This is a genomic window from Syntrophales bacterium, assembly GCA_030655775.1.
GTDB lineage: Bacteria > Desulfobacterota > Syntrophia > Syntrophales > JADFWA01 > JAUSPI01.
Map to the genome: position 1 here is coordinate 1 of JAUSPI010000219.1, position 17,786 is coordinate 17,786.

A 17,786-nucleotide genomic window follows, 5' to 3' on the forward strand; every position below is an offset into this window, starting at 1 on the left:
CTCTTTACCTCTTTCACCGTGCAACCAATAAAAAAGGCCTCTCTACCAAGGCCCATTTATTCCGATATTCTTTACCTTTATGTCAATACATTGTAAGAATTATTTGTAACGCTATATCAATTTATTGTGAAACTCTACACCATTGTTTCACCTGCATTCTCTTTAATGACAACAACCGCATCCTTATCAAACAGGGTGGGTGTTACGCCGACAATAGCCAGTGTTGCCCCACCGGTTTTGGCATACCCTATCAAGTAAGCCGGGGGGTAAGTAGCCAGAGAAGAACCCAGGCTGATGAAAAGGTCGCAGTTTTGCGATTGGTCTATAGCCGTTCTTACTGCTTCTTCGGGCAGTTCGTCGGGGAAGAAAATGGCATCCGGTTTCAGCAGGCCGGAACAATCGGGGCAATCGGGTACTTCGATTCCTTTTTTTACCTTTTGTAATGTCTCTTTCATGGGGACGCGTTTGCCGCAACTCAGGCATTTTGCCCAGTTCAGGTTGCCGTAGAGCTCGATTATCTTACTTTGAGAAACACCTGCTTTCTGGAGGAGGTTATCTATATTTTCCGTGATGACGCAATCCAGCTTGCCCAACTTATCCATTTCAGCAAGGGTATAATGAGTCTGGTTCGGCGCCGCTTCGATTATGTGTTCTTTTTCGCTCAATAATTTCCATTGATTCTTACGAGACTCGGAATTATCGAGGAAGTTTTGCCCGCTGAGATCGTAAAGATCGTACTCGCTCCACATCGTACGGAGGTCTATACCCGATTCCAGGCTCACCCCGGCGCCGGTGAAGACTGCAATACTCTTAGACCCCATAATCAGCTTACATACTAACTCTATCTTCATGTTTTTGTTATCCTCTCACAGGAATTAGTATTGATATGGTGCAAATTATCAAGTTTATCGGGTAGTGTAAAGTCCTTTATCTAAATTCTATCGACAATTTCGCATAACATTGTTGACATAGAAGGATAATCGCCGTATACTTTTCCCACCAAAAAAAAGATTTTTTATCTAACTATCAAACAAACCAAGGGAGTTAGTTTAATGGAAGATTATTCTGTGGGTCCTTATGATAAAATGGAGGTTGATGAGTTTCCAAATTGCCTTTTCTGCGGTAAGGAAGCCCGGTTTAGTGCTTTAACCGGAGCTGGTCTCTGGTGTTATCTCTGTGAAGTTTGCTTTAAGGAGTATGGACTCGGAATAGGGGGAGCAGAGGGGCAAATATTGGTTCTAAAGCCAAAGGGGGGCAAAAATGCCGATTTATGAATTCTGGTGTAGTTCTTGCCAGCAAAAAATTGACATATATCAACAGGGTTTTTCTGACATTTCCCATTCCTGCCCAAACTGTAGAAATAAAAAACTTGAGCGAATACTTTCTCCCTTTTCCATACGTAAAACGGACAGACAGGTTTACGAAGAAATACGTGACGACAAACAATTTGAACGAGCGGTAAAAGGCAATGATCCTAAAGCTATAGCTGAATTAGTTGAGCGAACAGGCAGAGGTAGTGAAATTCCCGATGAGTGTAAAGAAACAATAGGAAGACTGGCCAAGGGAGAGTGGCCTATAAAAGATGGCAAGCCTTCGGGAAGTGAATAGCAGCTTCCCAAAAACAGAAAGCCCAACCTCATAAGATTGGGCTTTCTGTTTTTCTGGCCCACTCGGATAAGCAATTTCAAGAACTATAAATGCTCATTTGTTCTCCAAACCGCAAAGGAAAAAACATCGAAACAATGTATTGAGGAAACATTGTATTTACAACAATCTACAGCCCGTTTCATAAATTGAGCAAGATATTCACCACAAAAATCACATCTATCCTCGTTAAATATATAGCCTCCTGATTTCATTATTTTCCGTTATTAATAAAATCTTTTAGAGCCTTCTGGAAAGTGAATGCTGCCAGAAGGGAACAGTGTTTGTGATTTTCCGGCACACATTCTAAATAATCAAGGATTGAACTTTGATTAATTTTGAAACAGTCACGAATTGTTTTTGCTTCTGCCATTGCGGTTGCTACGTTGCATGCTGCAATGGTAAACATACAACCATCAGTTGTAAATTTGGCAACTTCTATTTTTCTGTTTCTTCCACGAAGGAACATTTCAACAGTATCCCCTCACGTACCGGTTATTTTCGCATAACCGTCGGGGTTATTTATTATACCGCAGTTTCCCAGATTAACTCCGTCGTCGATTACTTTTTGCGAGTAAAGCTTTCTGGTCTCTTCATCAACCATATTAAACGTCTTTTCTGTAATTTTTCCCCTATCTTCCATTTTTTTTCCTAATGATCGCAAATATTTTCGCCCAGTTTTAACGTGCCGCTGAGGTAATTTTCGACGATGGTCTGAGGATTATCGGAAGGTGCACCTATCAGCACACGTATCCCCTTTTCTTCAAAGAGTCCCTGCGCTCGCTGACCCATACCGCCCGCGAGAATGAAGTCCGTACCCCTCTCATGCAGCCATACCGGAAGCAACCCCGGTTCATGAGGCGGGGCGGGTATGCTCTCTTTTCGGAGAATTTTTTTATTTTCCGCATCTATGTCGAAAAAGGCAAATTCTTCACAATGGCCAAAATGAGGGCTGAGGCGGTCCTGAACAACCGGCACCGCAATTCTAAATGAAGTTTGTGCTTTCTTTTCAGGAAGGGTAATATCTGGCTCTGGCATTTCTTTTTCTTCTATGCTCAGGATTGGTGTGATAGCCCTTGTGAATGCCTTTGCTGCTTCCGTCTCTGAATGGTGATACACAAAAGGCTTCCCGCTATCCGAAGCTTCCACAATCATCGGTTCAACGGGTATGCTCCCCAGAAAGGGCACTTTCATCTGTTTTGCCATTGTCTCACCGCCACCTTTTTTGAATATATCGATTACTGTTCCACAGTGAGGACAGGCAAAACCGCTCATGTTTTCAATAACGCCTAATACGGGAACTTTAACCTGTTTGCAGAAATTGATGCATCTTCTGACATCATTGAGAGACAGCTCCTGCGGAGTTGTGACAATAATTGCACCGTCACTGTTCGGGATAAGTTGAGCTACTGAAAGTGGTTCATCTCCTGTTCCCGGAGGAAAATCGATGAAAAGATAGTCGAGATCTCCCCAATCAACGTCGGTAAGCAGTTGTTTTATCATGTTCATCTTCTTAGGACCTCTCCAGATAACTGCGTCGTCCTGATTCGGAAGTAGAAATCCTATGGACATCACCTTGATCCCTTCAATAAAATCTACCGGAATAATTGACTTACCATCAAATGATGGTCGCTCCTTTTCAAGATTTAGCAGAGTGGGAATACTTGGACCATGAAAATCACTATCCAGAATTCCAACCTTTTTACCTTCCATGGCCATCGAAACGGCGATGTTGACGGCAACTGTACTTTTGCCCACACCCCCTTTTCCTGAAAGGATCATAATCTTGTGTTTTATCTTATCCATACGATTTGTGAGTTCTTCGCTTTGCGTAAATTGCGCTAACCCCTCACTAGATTTTTGGTTATTTGAATCACTTTCGGGTTTGTTACCAGAGTTTCTTCCATTACCCATTTTTAAATCCCCTTTCATTTAACTCTTGTTTTTTATATGCTATTTTTAGTATTATTCTTAGTTGTTCTGTAAAGAACTTTACTTGCCCGTTTTTGCCTTTGAATCATATTTTGGCCCAATAGCTCCTCAACGTATTTTACAGCTTCGTTTGGATGCAAATTCAGTCCTGCCGATATATCATCGATTGAACAGGGACGCCGAATCAGCATCTGGAGAACATCGTCGCGTGTTCTTTTGAATTCACCAAGATCGTGAACTTTTGTATAATCTGCAATTATTTCACAACTGGGACCAAACAGCCTCGCAATCTCTTCTAATTTATCTTCTTCAACTATTTCAACAAAATCCTCCGCTGGTGTCCTCACGGCTGTATTGATCTGTACACGTTCCGGCGCAATGCGATCAACCCAGGTCTTAATTTTTAAAATCTCATCTTCATTATCAGTCATGCCACCGATCAGAAAGACTTCCAACCATACAGGCCCTTTAAAATGCTCACGGAATGAGCATAACCCCTTGACCATTTTACTGAAAGAAATATCCGGATGGGGCCGGTTTACGGATAAAAAAGTGTTTTCATTTCCCACATCCAATGACGGAATAACAAGATCAGCCTCCAGAACCGAATCGCGAACATCATCAATCCAAAAAAGCGATCCATTTGTCAAAACAGCCACGGGAATATCAGTTACGTCTTTAATGCCCCTGATAATATCCCTGATACGGCTGTAAAGAGTCGGCTCGCCCGACCCTGAAAGGGTTATATAATCAGAACATGGATTTTCCTTTAATTTGTCCTGGATGTCACTAACTACATCCTCTACCGGAAAGTATTCTTCCAATTCTGTGGTCTTGTTTGTTGTCCTTCCCAGTTGACAATAGATACAATCATATGTACAGGTTTTAAAGGGAACAATGTCTATCCCCAGTGACCTGCCAAGACGCCTCGATGGTACGGGACCGAAGGCAAACCTTCTTTTCGTTTTCTGGATCATGCTTCAATCTAATCTTCACATGGTCTTACGTCACATGGCGTTTCCCTGCCGCAACAGGTTATCTCTTTTCCGCAATTGGATGATGCCGGATTATGTCTCCCAATTCATAAAATAGCTGTTACGTTTTTGTGCTTTAAAAACCAGATCGCCCACCTTACAACCTATCTTATTGGCGATAACGGGACACTTTGCCTGAAGCAGGAAAAATATATTTTCACACTGATCGCTAAGTGACTCATAATTTGCCTGTCCCTTTGAAATTATAATATCCGCTTTATGGTAATACTCTAAAAATTCTTCAGAGCATGATTTCAGAACAACTCCCGGGAAATCGGCACCTGTGTCTATGACTCTTACTATATCCGTCATTCCAACAAATTTCGCATCTTCCATAGTTGCATCATTGATTATGGGCTTGCCTCTTACAGCATAAGTTATATCGATATCTGTCTCTTGGATGAATAAATTGATTAATATCTTGTCCAGTACAATCTCTCCGCATTATCACCTACATAAAGAAGGTTCTTAGAATTTTTAATGGATCTTTCAAAAAAAGGATAATTAAAAAAAGCTGCTTTCTTGTTTGAAAAATCTTTGAAAATATCCTTTATATCGGTCCATTGTCGTTCTGGTCCCATGTCAATGAGATTTCCCGTACCAGCAAGCTTCAAGGCGTTGATGACAGGAGAAGACGACTCGTTAACAAGATTGATAAGGTCAGCTTCAATCCTCATTACCTGCTCATTATGAATTTTTTTGATTTCTTTATAAGGATCTAAATTGCCCGTCGCCTCCTTGATAGTCTTATGGATCAGCCAGCCGATTTCCGGGGGGGTTGACTCCTGAGAGACTTCCTGCAATGCCCCCATAACTGAGTTTAAGACTTTTCTCTGTGTTTTTTCATCAGCACCTGCTATCCTGCCTGCCTCCAGTGCCTGCCTGAGGAAACAGGGAAAACAGTCTAAAAATATTTTCAATGTGTGCTCCTGTTAATCCCCCCATACCCCCCCCCCCTTTAGTAAAGGGGGGCGAGGGGGGATTTTAGCCAAGCGCGTAGATTGTATTTCTCCAGACCTGCTTGATATCTTCTGAAACGGCCCCTCCGGTGTATTCGATAACGCTGGTTTTCATGATCTGGGCCTTCGTAATCGCTGTATCGTATCGTATCCTCCCCACGTCCTTGATTCCGCGCTCCTTTGCCGCTGCCTCAATCTGCTCTGCAATATCGGGGTTCAAATCCCATTTATTGATGCAAATAACGGTGGGAATCCGAAAATGTGCCGTCAACTCCGATGCCCGCAAAAGATCATGCTGACCTGATAGCGTCGGTTCGGTAACAATCAGTACAAGATCGGCCCCTGCAATCGAGGCGATGACAGGACATCCTATACCGGGCGAACCGTCAACAATTACAAAATCCAGATTTTCTTTTTCAGCGATTTCACGGGCTTTGTTACGAACAATGGTTACCAGCTTACCCGAGTTACCCTCGGCCATACCGAGCCTTGCGTGTACCATCGGTCCGTGGTTTGTACTTGAAACATACCACTCACCATTAATAGCATCATCAAAGCTGATCGCTTCGGCCGGGCATACCCTGACACATACACCGCACCCCTCACAGAAAATTGGATTGACGCACGGCATATCATTATTTTCCGAATCCGGGTAGTATATTGCTTCAAAACGACATACCTCTTCACATTTCCCACAGGCGATGCATTCCTCGGTTATGATTTTGGCCTTTTTCCCGCCGCTGAAATCTTCCCGGTAACCAATTTTCGGATTGAGAACCAGGTGCAGATCGGCTGCATCCACATCACAATCCGCCAAGACTTTCTTCTCTGCCAAAGCAGCAAACGATGCCACGAGACTCGTCTTTCCCGTTCCACCCTTACCGCTGATCACCACGATCTCTTTCATGAAGTTAACTCCCCCCAATATGGTTCAGAACAATATCCCACCTTGTCATTCTGAATAATATCCCCTGTTATCCCAAAGAGTGTCCTATGTCATCCTGAACTTGATTCAGGATCTCAGGATCATTTCAGAATCTAACGAGACCCTGAAATAAATTCAGGGTGACACTTTAAGCTGAAATTTTCGATGTATATCGATTATGCGCCCCCAGCAAGTCTCAAGCAATTTCCGGTAGTTAGGAATTGCGCTTATGATCATCTCTCCTCGTGAATATGCCTCGGCAATCTTGCGGTTATCGGGTATTTCCAGAATCACTTCGATTTTTTCTCTCTGACAATATTCCTTCACATCATCATTACCGACATCAGACCGGTTGATGGCCACCGCAAACGGTATGCCGAGTACCCTGACCATCCCCACGGCAAGCTGCAGATCATTAAGACCAAAGGGTGTCGGTTCCGTAACAAGAATAACAAAATCCGAATCCTTAACGGCTTCGATAACGGGGCAGGATGTTCCCGGTGGACAATCAATGATAACAACTTCGCTTTCCCTTCCTGCCACTTTGACCGCATGGATGACCGCCGGGGACATAAGCTCCCCGATCTTAAGCCGTCCATGAATAAACCGGAAGCCGTCAGCCCTGCCTTCCTCCACAACTCCGACTTCCCTGCCTATTTCAGTAATCGCACCCTCAGGACAAAACATTGCGCATCCACCACAACCATGGCATAGTTCTGGAAATATCAACACCTTCCCCTTGACAACGGCGATTGCGCCATATTGGCAGACTTCCGCGCAGACACCGCATCCCGTGCATTTCTCCTCGTCTACCTCCGGCAGCGGTGTGGTAACTGTTGTAGAGGATTCTAATCTGGGCTTAATAAAGATGTGACAATTGGGTTCTTCTACATCGCAATCCAGCAGTTGTACTGTTTTCCCCATATCGGTAAGGACGAGAGCAAGGTTTGTCGCTATCGTTGTCTTTCCCGTTCCGCCCTTCCCGCTCGCGATCGCTATTTTCACAGTGGGTTACTCCTTTCAATATGCCGATTACGAATCACCGTTCTTTATTTTTTCCTGTCGATTTTTTCAATTTGTTCTTGAATTTTTTTGAGCTGCTCCTGGAGCATGCGGGCCTGCTCTTCGAGAGTGGTCAATTCTTCTTCTGAGGTCACAGGAGGTTGTGATGTCTGTCCTTCCGAGACATCAACTAACCTCGCACCACGACCGCCGCCCATACCTCTACCCATACCTCTACCCATACCACGGCCACCGCCACCCATGCCTCCACCTGTGCCACGACCGCCGCCCATACCTCCGTAGCCACCGCTACTTTGCAAAGGAGTCACTGTCTGATAACCCTGGTCGCCTGCTCCCGTGCCAAAGCGACTCTCTACATTGGCCTGGCTGGCTTCGGTAAATGCACCGGCTTTAAACTGCTCCACTGCCTGACGTACCGGGCCGCTAACACCGACAATTACCTGGATGCCGGAGGCATTAAAAACCTGAAATGCATTGGGCCCGCAATTTCCTGTCAGTACAGCCTGAATACCGCGCTCTGCCATTAACTGTGCCGACTGAATGCCGGCACCGCCCCCCGCGGCCATGTTCGGATTCTCCAGCGTCTCAAGCTCCATTGTTTCCGGATCAATAATTAAAAAATAGGGACATCTCCCAAAGCGGGGCTCAACCTGATCATCCAGAGACGGCCCCACTGATGTTACTGCAATTTTCATTTTTTAGATTCCTCCAATGTTTTAAACCCGGACTTAAAAATAAGAGCGCTGGGAACAGAATTGATATACCAAATTCACCTATCCCAGCGCTTCTATATCTTTATTCCTTTTTTATCTCAGCTTCCAGTTCTGCAATTCGCTTGCTAATACCCTTCATAGCATCTTCAAAATATTCTGCCTGGCCCTTCAGTTCATCGAGTTCCTGCTGTGTTGTTACAGTCGGCACGTACGGTGCAGCGTGTGACACACCATAAGGAACCGTTCCCGCATATGATGGATACCCACCATAAGGATATGTTCCTCCATAAGACGGATAACCATAAGCGGCACGCTGCCAGCCTGTCAGGCCGGTTGCATGGAACCAGTTACGACGTCCCCCGCCACGGCCAAAACCTCTGCCACGACCAGAACCTCTGCCAAATCCGGAACTCATAAACCCGGGCACTGCATATCCTCCACAGAAACCCGCTGCTCTACCTGTCATCGGACCTAATCCTCCCGGTCCTGTTCTATCTCCACCTGGCATCAAAATCACCTCCTTCTACTCAATTCTTTACCTGTTATCTTAATTATCAAAAATCGTGCCAGAAGTTAATGAAATTCGCTCAAGGCATAAATTGCTTCATTTCAAACACTTGCAAGTATTGCTGTCTGATAAAAATAAAGCTCAGATGCAATTATGCGACTTATGTTTAAAGGGAATGTCGCAGATATGCAATACATTGGACCTAAATCCAGTGCCCCTCGACAGTGGCGCCTGTCACCTCCTCTAAACGACCGGTCTTCCATCCGGAAAGAGCATCCTGGACAGTTTCAACGCCTTTATCAATAATAAAAACCTTAATGGAAGCCGTGCTAAGAGTCCTGAAAGCATTGGGTCCGACATTTCCGGTCAAAACAACTTCGACTCCCAGGTTAGCCACATTCTGCCCAGTCTGTATCCCGGCACCCTGGGCAGCATCCACATTTTGTTTATTATCATGCGCTTCAAAGGTGTCTGTTTCGGTATCCACAACTATAAACCACTTCGCTCTTCCGAAACTACGATCCACTTTACTGAAGAGATCCTTGCCGTAGGAAGTAATTGCTATTTTCATCTCCACCTTCCTTTCTTTCCACCGTGATGCCGCCATCCCCCTCCTCTGCCCATCCATCCACCTGGACAACAGCCAGGCAACAGGAAATGTGCATCCAGTAAACGACCGGCAAAATAAGCCTCTATTACCTCATCTACCGCACCTTTTATGAAAGGTATTATTTTAATTCCGGATGCCATGATCATATTGCCCAAAGGTCTTGATATTGCCCCGCAGACCAAAACTTCCACACCCAGCTCTCTCAGTCTGGCGGCCTTGCTTATGATGGCACTTTCAATAAATTTGAGTTCTGAACGGTTTTTTATCTGTCCCGCTTCAACATCGATTATTGTAAGCCGGTCTGCAAAATCAAAAACTGTTGAAACACTGTTACCCCAGACAGATATAGCAATCTTCATATTTCCTAACTCCCACCATAAAGGAAGAATCATCAAGAAATATGCCAATCGCACCATACTTCTGTTACATAAAGCAATCATTCTTTTGTTGCAGGTAGTTAGAGCGTGTTATGAGGAGAAGAATATGAAAATGATATGCATCACGGCAACCATTTCATTCAAGGGGAGTCGCATACCTGCGACCCTTGTTGGTAGTAATTCTATTGTTTGTCGGGAATTTTGATATTCAGAGATTTTATTTTCCGGAAAAGCGTACTTTTGTGGATACCAAGTTCCTTGGCTGTTTTTAGCCGGTTCCAGTTATTTCTCCGCAGAGCATTTGTTAAAAATATTGCTTCCATATCCTTAAAAGTCAAAGTTTCTGTGTGTCCGGGATAATCAAAGTTGGCTGACGTGCATACAGGTTCCGGAAGATGTTCTTTTTGAATCATGGGGGTTTTGCAAAGGATAAAAGAACGTTCAATGATATTCTTCAATTCCCTTATATTTCCCGGATAATCATATGACATCATACAGGCAAGGGCTTCGTCGGTTATTCCAATAATTTCTTTACCTTGAATTGTACTAAAGCCTTTAATGAAATTGTCAACCAGTAGAGGAATATCTTCTTTTCTTTCACGCAAAGGGGGCAATCTCAATTTTATCACATTGATTCGATAATAGAGATCTTCTCTAAACTTTCCTTCCTTTACCAGTTCCTCTAATTTTTTATTTGTTGCGGCAATTACCCGAACATCGGTTTTTACACTTTCAACTGCGCCAAGAGGTTCGTATGTTTTCTCCTGAAGAACGCGTAATAGCCGAACCTGAAGGGCAGGGGATACATCACCAATTTCGTCCAGAAATATCGTGCCCTTATCGGCAAGTTTAAACCTTCCTGGTTTGTCCTTTTTTGCGTCCGTAAATGCTCCTGCCTTATAACCGAAAAGCTCGGATTCCAGCAATGTATCGGGCATTGCCCCACAATTGACTACAATAAAAGGCTTATTTTTTCTTGGACTTAAATTGTGAATCGCGAGGGAAAAGAGTTCTTTCCCCGTTCCGCTTTCTCCCTCAAGTAGAACGGTGCTCAAGCTATCGGCGATATCAGGCAGGATATTGAACAACTCATGCATTGCATGGTTTTTCGATATAATATCCTCAAAAGTGTACCTCCGTTCGATTTCCTTTCTCAGGTTTTCGATAACACTTATGTCTCTGAACGTTTCAACAGCACCAATCACTTTTCCATTTTCATCCTTCAGAAGGGCGGTGGAAATACTGATCGGGGATCGTTCACCGTCGGCGTTTATTATATATACCGTCTTATTTACAACAGGTTCTCCAGTAGCCGTAGTGTGTTGCAATGCACAGTCTCGCTCGCATATTTCAGCCTTCAACACATCCTTGCATAGCTGCCCGATTGCTTCTTCACGAGCTACGCCTGTTATTCTTACAGCTGCTTTATTAAAAGAAGTTATTCGCCACTGGTGATCAACCGTAAAAACTCCTTCGGCGATCGAATCAAGGATAATATCTCTTTCTTTTCCGGATTTGATCTTGTCCATAATAAAAGTATAGAAAAACTACGTCTGTATGTCAATGATGAAGTAACCACCCCATATTATTATGCCACCCCTCAAAACAAAACGGCTGCAAGAACAAGTAATGCTCTTACAGCCGATATATTCTGGCTCCCCAGCGCGGACTCGAACCACGGACCCGATGGTTAACAGCCATCTGCTCTACCAACAGAGCTACTGGGGAACGTTAGAAAAACATTTTGAGAGTAGCACAATTTTCAAAATATGAAAACAGGGTTCTGAAAACGAACCAGAATTTTGGAGGAATAAGTTAATGATAAAATTTCTGCCAAGTAGAATATAAGGGTCTGTTCCAGATGGCATGAACCATATTAATTTTTGCCCCGCTGGACAGGAAAACTTGTCCAGCGGGGCAAGAATGTCTGATTACCTAAAATCTCTTTATCTGCAACTTACACAGGTAGACAGTTTGCTCATTGGCACACCTGCCGTTTTGCTTATATATTCCAGCTGATCCTTCGGAGCAAAATACCTTCCGCATACATCACAGGCAGCCATCTTGAAGATCTTATCCCAGATAATCCGTTTGCCATCACCCTCTTCCATCTTTACATGTCCGGTCGGACAAACATAAGCACATGAACCGCAACCTATGCAGAAATTAGGATCAAACTCAATCTCAGGCTCGTCTATATCACGACCAAGTCCCCTGTCTCGAAATGTAAGAGCACTTAACTCCACTACTTCTGCACATGTCCTCACACATAGCCCGCAAAGGATACAGTCATTATCCTCGGCCTTCGCATCCGACACATCAACTCCCAGTTTCAAGGCCACATCTCGAACTGCCGCAGTTGTGGGATATTTATAATAAAGCAACTGTGCAGCCAGTTTCCTGCTTTCCTGCACTTTTTTCGAATCTGTTTTTACTTCCATCCCATTTTCAACAACGGTTTCGCATGAAGTCGTCAGTTGCCACTTACCGTTTGCTTTTACCTCTACCATACAGAGACGACAAGCACCAAATGAACTGAGTTCCTCGTGGTAGCAAAGAGTGGGGGCTTCGATACTCAAATCCTTCATATTTTCCAGTATGGTCGAATCCTCTTCTGCCTTGATTTTACGCCCATCTATAACTATGTTTACCATCACACAATCCCCTTATTAATTTCGTATTTTCAGTTCAGCCAGCCTATTCCCAAACCATAAGCCTGTAACACCTCAAGCAGCGATCGGCTTCACACATGGCTTCGGGAACATTAAATCCGCCTTCGACTTCTGCAAAACTTTTACGTTTATCTATATCCAACAAATCAATCTTTTCGGCAGCCACTTTTGCAATATAGCCCTGCCCTCTCTGTTGTTTTAAATCAATACCTTCAAAAGAAATTTCTTCGCTTAGGCTTTCTCCCCGAAGATAACAATCTATGCTTCGAGCCACCTTGTTTCCCGCATCCAGTGCGTCAATGAGAATAGCCGGACCGGTAACACAGTCACCACCAGCAAATACACCTTCAATGTTTGTCATATAGCTTACCGGGTTAACCTTAAATGTTCCCCAGTCAGTAAGTTCAAACTTGTCCTTACCAGCCATTGCAAACAATTCAGTTTTCTGACCTATAGCGGGTATAACCACATCTAAGTCCATTGTAAATTCAGATCCCTTGACAGGAACCGGCCTTCTCCTCCCGCTTTCATCAGGTTTGCCGAGTTCCATTCTTATACATTCCAATCCTGTAACCTTCCCATTTTCTGCCAGTATCTTTACAGGAGTCATCAGGAAGTTGATTTTAATACCTTCGTGTTCCGCTTCTTCTATCTCTTCGTCATTCGCCGGCATCTCGGCCCTTGATCTTCTATAAATGATCTCCACATCGTCAAAACCAAGCCTGTAGCAACTGCGCGCACAGTCTAAAGCGGTATTACCACCACCTACAACGGCTACCTTCTTTTTAGGCTGAATCTTCTTACCAAGATTCATATCCCTTAGAAATTCCACACCATCAACAAAACCTTCATATCCTTCATCTTCTCCCTCGGCGCCAATATTAGTCCCTAAATGAGAACCAATAGCAATAAATATAGCCTTATAACCCTGCTTCTTCAGGTCTTTCAGGTTCAGCTTTTCAACCTTCGTATTCAGCTTTATCTCAACGCCCATTCGCTTGATAACGTCTATCTCATGACTGAGGACATCCTCGGGGAGACGATAATCCGGGATTCCTACCGCGGCCATTCCGCCTGCACGGGACAGCGATTCAAAGATGGTAACCTGATATCCCATAGAACGGAGATGATAGGCGGCGGCCAGCCCTGCCGGACCAGCGCCGATAATGGCAACTTTTTCTTCCTTTTCTTCAGCAGGAACTCCCAGGGAACTGGCGCCTTCCTGCAAATCATAATCAGCGACCGCTCTCTTCAGTGTTCGAATAGAAAGTGCTTCGTCTATATCTTTACGCAGACAGGCATCCTCACATGGATGAGTACAGACACGCCCTATCACACCGGGAAGGATACATTTTTCACGAACCAGATTGAGCGCTTCTTCAAACCTGAAGTTTTTGATCAGCTCAATGTAGCCGGGAATATCCACACTTGCCGGACACGCCTCCATACAGGGAGCGGTAACAGCAGATGAATACTCCTTCGCTTCTAACTTTCTCTCACCCTGGATCAGGGAAAGAAAATCGGTTTTATAACCCTTAATGGCATCCAGTACAGGAAAAAGAACAGACTGGCCATAATTACACTTGCTGTTCTCGGATACTCCCCCGACGATCTGTTCGACTTCGGAAAGGGCGTTTTTGTTTCCATCACCCTCTGCCATCTTTCCAAAGATATCCAGAAGCCTGTCAATCCCTATCCTGCAAACGGAACATTCACCACAGGAGAGTTTTCTTGCTTCCTTCAGATAATTTATTGTCAGGGATGCGACGTCTGCACCTGGGTCCATCACCACAAGACCGTTCCAGCCCATCACTGCCGATACATCATCGCCAAACTGGGCAGGAAATTTAATGTCTACCGACTTTGCGGCCTTCGACACCTTACCTTTCCTGTTATCAACGATCTTACCGTTCCAACTGCTAAATGAAACTGTGCTCATTTTTATACCACCCTATCCTGTATTTTATCTTTTGTTTTTATGGCCCTGTTTTCAAGCCAACTCTTCCCAGGACTGCAAACTATCCACCTTATTCATCAATTTATTATACTCCATCTGCACTCTCGCCTGAATCTCTTCTATCTTTTCAGGTGTGAGATGCCTGAACCGGCCCTGCGGCTTTAGATAGTCCGTAACAGGCCGGAGTGGTTCCGGCATATCAACAGTTATCCTGTATTTGCCATTTTCCACCTCGTACAGCGGGAACACACCAGTTTCAAGAGACAGCCGCCCTATCTTGATACAATGTTCCATTGGCAACCTCCATCCCGTAGGACAGGGCGCCAGACAGTGGATGTAAGTCGGGCCTTTAATGTTTCTTGCCTTCTTAACCTTATTCATAAAGTCAAGGGGATAACTCGTGCATGCTGTGGCTACATACGGCACATTGTGAGCCAGAATGATCTCAGTAACATTTTTCTTCCATGCCTTTTTCCCAAAGCTTTCCTCGCCTGCAGGGGCAGTGCTTGTCGATGCTCCAAAGGGTGTGGCGCCGGAACGCTGTATACCCGTATTCATGTAGGCCTCATTATCAAGGCAGACATAGAGCATATCATGCCCCCTCTCCATGGCTCCGGACAGGGCCTGAAATCCAATGTCAACGGTACCGCCATCTCCTCCGATAGAAACTGTTTTTACGTATCTATCCGCAATCTTTCCCTTGCGCCGCAAAGCCTTTAGACCGGACTCAACACCCGCTCCCACCGACGCTGAATTGGGGAAAGCCACATGTATCCAGGGGAGAGTCCATGCTGTTGTAGGATACATACATGCAGTGACTTCCATGCAACCTGTAGCATTGGTAACTACTGTGTCCCTGCCCAAGGCCTTGCACATTAAACGAATGGCCAGAGCCTCTCCGCATCCTCCACAGGCACGGTGCCCGGGAGCATAGAACTCCTCTTTATCCACCAATCTTGGGGCATATACATCAAAATTCTCTACAATATTCATCATGACCCCCTCGCTCCATAAATTTCATATGCTTTTTCGGGTTTTTCTTTCTTCGCCTTAATTGATTTTTCCGTCATCTTAACGAAATCTTCCACGGTAACGTCACGCCCACCAAGACCTATAATATAGTTAGTTATAACAGGAGCATTCGGCTCACCATAGAGAAGAGATTTAACCTCTGCACAGACAGGTCCTGCCGGACCTCCATAAGAAACCGCTCTGTCCATAACGACCAGAACTTTTGCGCCTTTAACAGCTTTCTTCAACTCTTCGGATGGAAAGGGTCTCCAGAGCTTCATATCCAGCAATCCCACGGACATCCCCTTTTCACGCATCTCATCAACGGCTACTGACGCGGTTTCGGTCATAGAACCCATGGTAAGCAATAATACATCAGCCCCTTTGGTTTTATAGGACATTACTGGCTCATACTTTCGGCCAAAGGCCTTTTCCCAGTCTTTCCATACCTCCAAAATGACCTTTTTAGAATTTATCATGGCCTCATCCTGGGCCTTCTTAAACTCATTGAATATATCAGGCATGCCCAGGGAACCCATAGAAACCACGTTATCGGGATGAAGAGCGGCATAAGGTTTATATTCCGGAAGGAACTTGTCGACTTGCGCCTGGGTAGGAAAGAATATTGGTTCAACCATATGAGTTAGCTGAAATCCATCGAGATTAACAAATATGGGCAACATGACATCTCTATGCTCGGCGATTTTGAATGCCTGAATCATCATGTCTACCACTTCCTGGCCATTTGCCGCAAATATTGCCATCCACCCCATGTCCCTCTGTGACATGATATCACTGTGATCATTCCATATATTGATTGGGCCGGAGTTTGCCCGATTGCCAAGCGCCATCACAATGGGGAACCTCATGGCCGATACAATCGGTATAATCTCACCCATATACAGCAGTCCCTGAGAACTGGAGGCTGTAAATGCCCTTGCCCCGGTACCTGAAGCACCGCAACAGGCGCTCATCGCAGAATGTTCAGACTCCGTGCAGATAAACTCGGCATCAAGTCTTCCCTCCGCAACGATATCCGACAGGTGTTCCGGTATATGCGTATTAGGCGTAATGGGATAAGCAGCGATGACATCAGGTCTACACAACGCAACCGCTTCCGCAGCGGCGAAAGCTATTTCCATACCAGCTAGTTTAGCCATAGCTTAACCCTCCTCTATCATGGTTATGGCGCCCGGCCAGCATTCATGGGCACAAATACCACAACCCTTACAGTAATCCATATCTGCCATAAAATATCCATCCGCATCCTGTGAAACACATGCCTCAGGACAGAATATATAACAGATACCGCATTTAATACATTTACTATTATCATACACGGGCTTCTCTGCCCTCCAACTTCCGGTATGGTATCCCATTGTACTTCCCGGCCTGAATACCATGCCCCCCGGAGTCAACTCTTGCCAGGTTTCTGGCCATTTTTTATCTGCCATCACAATACCTCAACCTTTATTTGCACTTTAGTTAATCTTAACCTCATCATGAGCCCGCTTCATGGCATTCAGGTTCTTCTGCGCGATCCTGCCGAACCTGTGCTTCATCGGACCATCTACTGAACTCAGTTTCAAAACCTTGGTCACCTTAATCAAAGCCCCCAGCATAGTCGTATTCGTAATCGGAACACCCAGTTCCTTCCAGGCTATCCCTGAGGCATCTACAGTAGCCACTGTCCCCCCAAACTTGAGTTCCTTTTTCAGTTCTTCAGGAGATTTCACCGTATTGACAACAAGCATACCATCCGGCTTTAACCCCTCAATGACATTGACCACCTTCATAAGACCCTCATCAAGAACAACCACCACATCGGGGTTATAGATGCCGGATCTTACCTTTATCTTCTTGTCATCAACCCGGTTAAATGCAATTACCGGGGCACCTCTCCTTTCAGGACCAAAATTTGGAAAACCCTGAGCAAATTTGCCTTCCTCAATGGCAGCCACTGCAAATATTTCCACCGAAGTGACTGCTCCCTGCCCACCTCTTCCATGCCACCTTACTTCAATCATGAGACTAATCTCCCCTACGTTAGATTATTATTAAACAAAAAAATGAACGTTTCAAACCGTTACCCAATATAACAATCAAACTTTCTTGTCAAGATTTTTTTAAATAATTTGAACAAAATCCCCTGCTTCTTTCCCACGCTCTGTGTGGGAGCACACTTTGTCAGGCATCTGGTGTCTCAGAACAAACGCAGGGCATTAGAGTCTTTATTCACAACAACTGCGTTTTTTGTGCAGATGTTGGTACCAGTTCAAACAGCAAGATTTAGTTAAGAGTGTAAAGTGAACTAAAGTGCCTAAAGTTAAAAAATGCGCTTTCAGCGCAGCCTGTTTCGAATTTGACCGCGCCGAAGGCGTGTACATTAACTTTAGCTCACTTTAGGCACTTCAAACTTTA

Annotated in this window: 21 protein-coding genes, 1 tRNA gene and 1 pseudogene; 2 read left to right on the forward strand and 21 right to left on the reverse strand. The window is 44.7% G+C overall.

What is annotated here, in order from left to right:
* Positions 1-134 precede the first annotated feature (134 nt).
* Complete coding sequence (locus Q7J27_11935) at positions 135-851, reverse strand: Sir2 family NAD-dependent protein deacetylase (protein MDO9529849.1); 717 nt, start codon at positions 849-851, stop codon at positions 135-137.
* A gap of 201 nt (positions 852-1,052) precedes the next feature.
* Here Q7J27_11935 and Q7J27_11940 point away from each other — a divergent pair, with 201 nt between their 5' ends.
* Both Q7J27_11940 and Q7J27_11945 read left to right on the forward strand, forming a co-directional pair.
* Positions 1,053-1,274, forward strand: a complete 222-nt coding sequence (locus Q7J27_11940; protein ID MDO9529850.1) for a hypothetical protein — start codon at positions 1,053-1,055, stop codon at positions 1,272-1,274.
* Positions 1,261-1,608, forward strand: coding sequence for a zinc ribbon domain-containing protein (locus Q7J27_11945; protein ID MDO9529851.1), 348 nt, complete (start codon positions 1,261-1,263; stop codon positions 1,606-1,608). Before Q7J27_11940 ends, Q7J27_11945 begins: the two co-directional genes overlap by 14 nt.
* Positions 1,609-1,858: 250 nt before the next feature.
* On the opposite strand, the pseudogene Q7J27_11950 reads toward Q7J27_11945, so the two are convergent.
* From Q7J27_11950 to Q7J27_12045, 20 genes and pseudogenes are all read right to left on the reverse strand, one after another.
* Positions 1,859-2,116: pseudogene (locus tag Q7J27_11950) on the reverse strand (iron-sulfur cluster assembly scaffold protein).
* Positions 2,117-2,128: 12 nt separating this feature from the next.
* Complete coding sequence (locus Q7J27_11955; GenBank protein MDO9529852.1) at positions 2,129-2,287, reverse strand: hypothetical protein; 159 nt, start codon at positions 2,285-2,287, stop codon at positions 2,129-2,131.
* A gap of 8 nt (positions 2,288-2,295) precedes the next feature.
* Positions 2,296-3,450: an iron-sulfur cluster carrier protein MrpORP gene (locus Q7J27_11960; GenBank protein MDO9529853.1), complete on the reverse strand. Its 1,155-nt coding sequence runs from the start codon at positions 3,448-3,450 to the stop codon at positions 2,296-2,298.
* Positions 3,451-3,590: 140 nt separating this feature from the next.
* Positions 3,591-4,553 carry a radical SAM protein gene (locus Q7J27_11965; protein MDO9529854.1) on the reverse strand — a complete coding sequence of 321 codons (963 nt, stop codon included), beginning with the start codon at positions 4,551-4,553 and terminating at the stop codon, positions 3,591-3,593.
* 90 nt (positions 4,554-4,643) lie between these two features.
* Positions 4,644-4,997 (reverse strand): ARMT1-like domain-containing protein, encoded by a 354-nt coding sequence (locus Q7J27_11970; GenBank protein MDO9529855.1) that lies wholly within the window; start codon positions 4,995-4,997, stop codon positions 4,644-4,646.
* A 26-nt stretch (positions 4,998-5,023) separates the two neighbouring features.
* Positions 5,024-5,530, reverse strand: a complete 507-nt coding sequence (locus Q7J27_11975) for an ARMT1-like domain-containing protein (GenBank protein ID MDO9529856.1) — start codon at positions 5,528-5,530, stop codon at positions 5,024-5,026.
* A 64-nt stretch (positions 5,531-5,594) separates the two neighbouring features.
* A complete protein-coding gene (locus tag Q7J27_11980) occupies positions 5,595-6,476 on the reverse strand; it encodes an ATP-binding protein (protein MDO9529857.1) in 882 nt (293 codons plus the stop codon).
* A 153-nt stretch (positions 6,477-6,629) separates the two neighbouring features.
* Positions 6,630-7,499, reverse strand: a complete 870-nt coding sequence (locus Q7J27_11985) for an ATP-binding protein (GenBank protein ID MDO9529858.1) — start codon at positions 7,497-7,499, stop codon at positions 6,630-6,632.
* A gap of 44 nt (positions 7,500-7,543) precedes the next feature.
* On the reverse strand, positions 7,544-8,212 hold the full coding sequence (locus Q7J27_11990; GenBank protein ID MDO9529859.1) for a NifB/NifX family molybdenum-iron cluster-binding protein: 669 nt from the start codon (positions 8,210-8,212) through the stop codon (positions 7,544-7,546).
* 100 nt (positions 8,213-8,312) lie between these two features.
* Entirely contained in the window at positions 8,313-8,738 is a 426-nt protein-coding gene (locus Q7J27_11995; GenBank protein ID MDO9529860.1) for a DUF5320 domain-containing protein, read from the reverse strand.
* A 202-nt stretch (positions 8,739-8,940) separates the two neighbouring features.
* Entirely contained in the window at positions 8,941-9,309 is a 369-nt protein-coding gene (locus tag Q7J27_12000) for a NifB/NifX family molybdenum-iron cluster-binding protein (protein MDO9529861.1), read from the reverse strand.
* The gene (locus Q7J27_12005; protein MDO9529862.1) at positions 9,306-9,707 is read right to left on the reverse strand and encodes a NifB/NifX family molybdenum-iron cluster-binding protein; all 402 of its coding nucleotides are present in this window, start codon (positions 9,705-9,707) and stop codon (positions 9,306-9,308) included. Before Q7J27_12005 ends, Q7J27_12000 begins: the two co-directional genes overlap by 4 nt.
* Before the next feature lie 200 nt (positions 9,708-9,907).
* Complete coding sequence (locus Q7J27_12010; GenBank protein MDO9529863.1) at positions 9,908-11,254, reverse strand: sigma 54-interacting transcriptional regulator; 1,347 nt, start codon at positions 11,252-11,254, stop codon at positions 9,908-9,910.
* Positions 11,255-11,377: 123 nt separating this feature from the next.
* Positions 11,378-11,453 (reverse strand) — tRNA-Asn (locus tag Q7J27_12015).
* Positions 11,454-11,671: 218 nt separating this feature from the next.
* The gene (locus tag Q7J27_12020; protein ID MDO9529864.1) at positions 11,672-12,379 is read right to left on the reverse strand and encodes a 2Fe-2S iron-sulfur cluster-binding protein; all 708 of its coding nucleotides are present in this window, start codon (positions 12,377-12,379) and stop codon (positions 11,672-11,674) included.
* Between the two features lie 43 nt (positions 12,380-12,422).
* On the reverse strand, positions 12,423-14,336 hold the full coding sequence (locus tag Q7J27_12025; protein MDO9529865.1) for an FAD-dependent oxidoreductase: 1,914 nt from the start codon (positions 14,334-14,336) through the stop codon (positions 12,423-12,425).
* 51 nt (positions 14,337-14,387) lie between these two features.
* The gene (porB, locus tag Q7J27_12030) at positions 14,388-15,350 is read right to left on the reverse strand and encodes a pyruvate synthase subunit PorB (protein MDO9529866.1); all 963 of its coding nucleotides are present in this window, start codon (positions 15,348-15,350) and stop codon (positions 14,388-14,390) included.
* On the reverse strand, positions 15,347-16,525 hold the full coding sequence (locus tag Q7J27_12035; GenBank protein MDO9529867.1) for a transketolase C-terminal domain-containing protein: 1,179 nt from the start codon (positions 16,523-16,525) through the stop codon (positions 15,347-15,349). Before Q7J27_12035 ends, porB begins: the two co-directional genes overlap by 4 nt.
* A gap of 3 nt (positions 16,526-16,528) precedes the next feature.
* On the reverse strand, positions 16,529-16,819 hold the full coding sequence (locus Q7J27_12040) for a 4Fe-4S binding protein (protein ID MDO9529868.1): 291 nt from the start codon (positions 16,817-16,819) through the stop codon (positions 16,529-16,531).
* A gap of 27 nt (positions 16,820-16,846) precedes the next feature.
* The gene (locus tag Q7J27_12045) at positions 16,847-17,392 is read right to left on the reverse strand and encodes a 2-oxoacid:acceptor oxidoreductase family protein (protein MDO9529869.1); all 546 of its coding nucleotides are present in this window, start codon (positions 17,390-17,392) and stop codon (positions 16,847-16,849) included.
* Between the last annotated feature and the right edge of the window lie 394 nt (positions 17,393-17,786).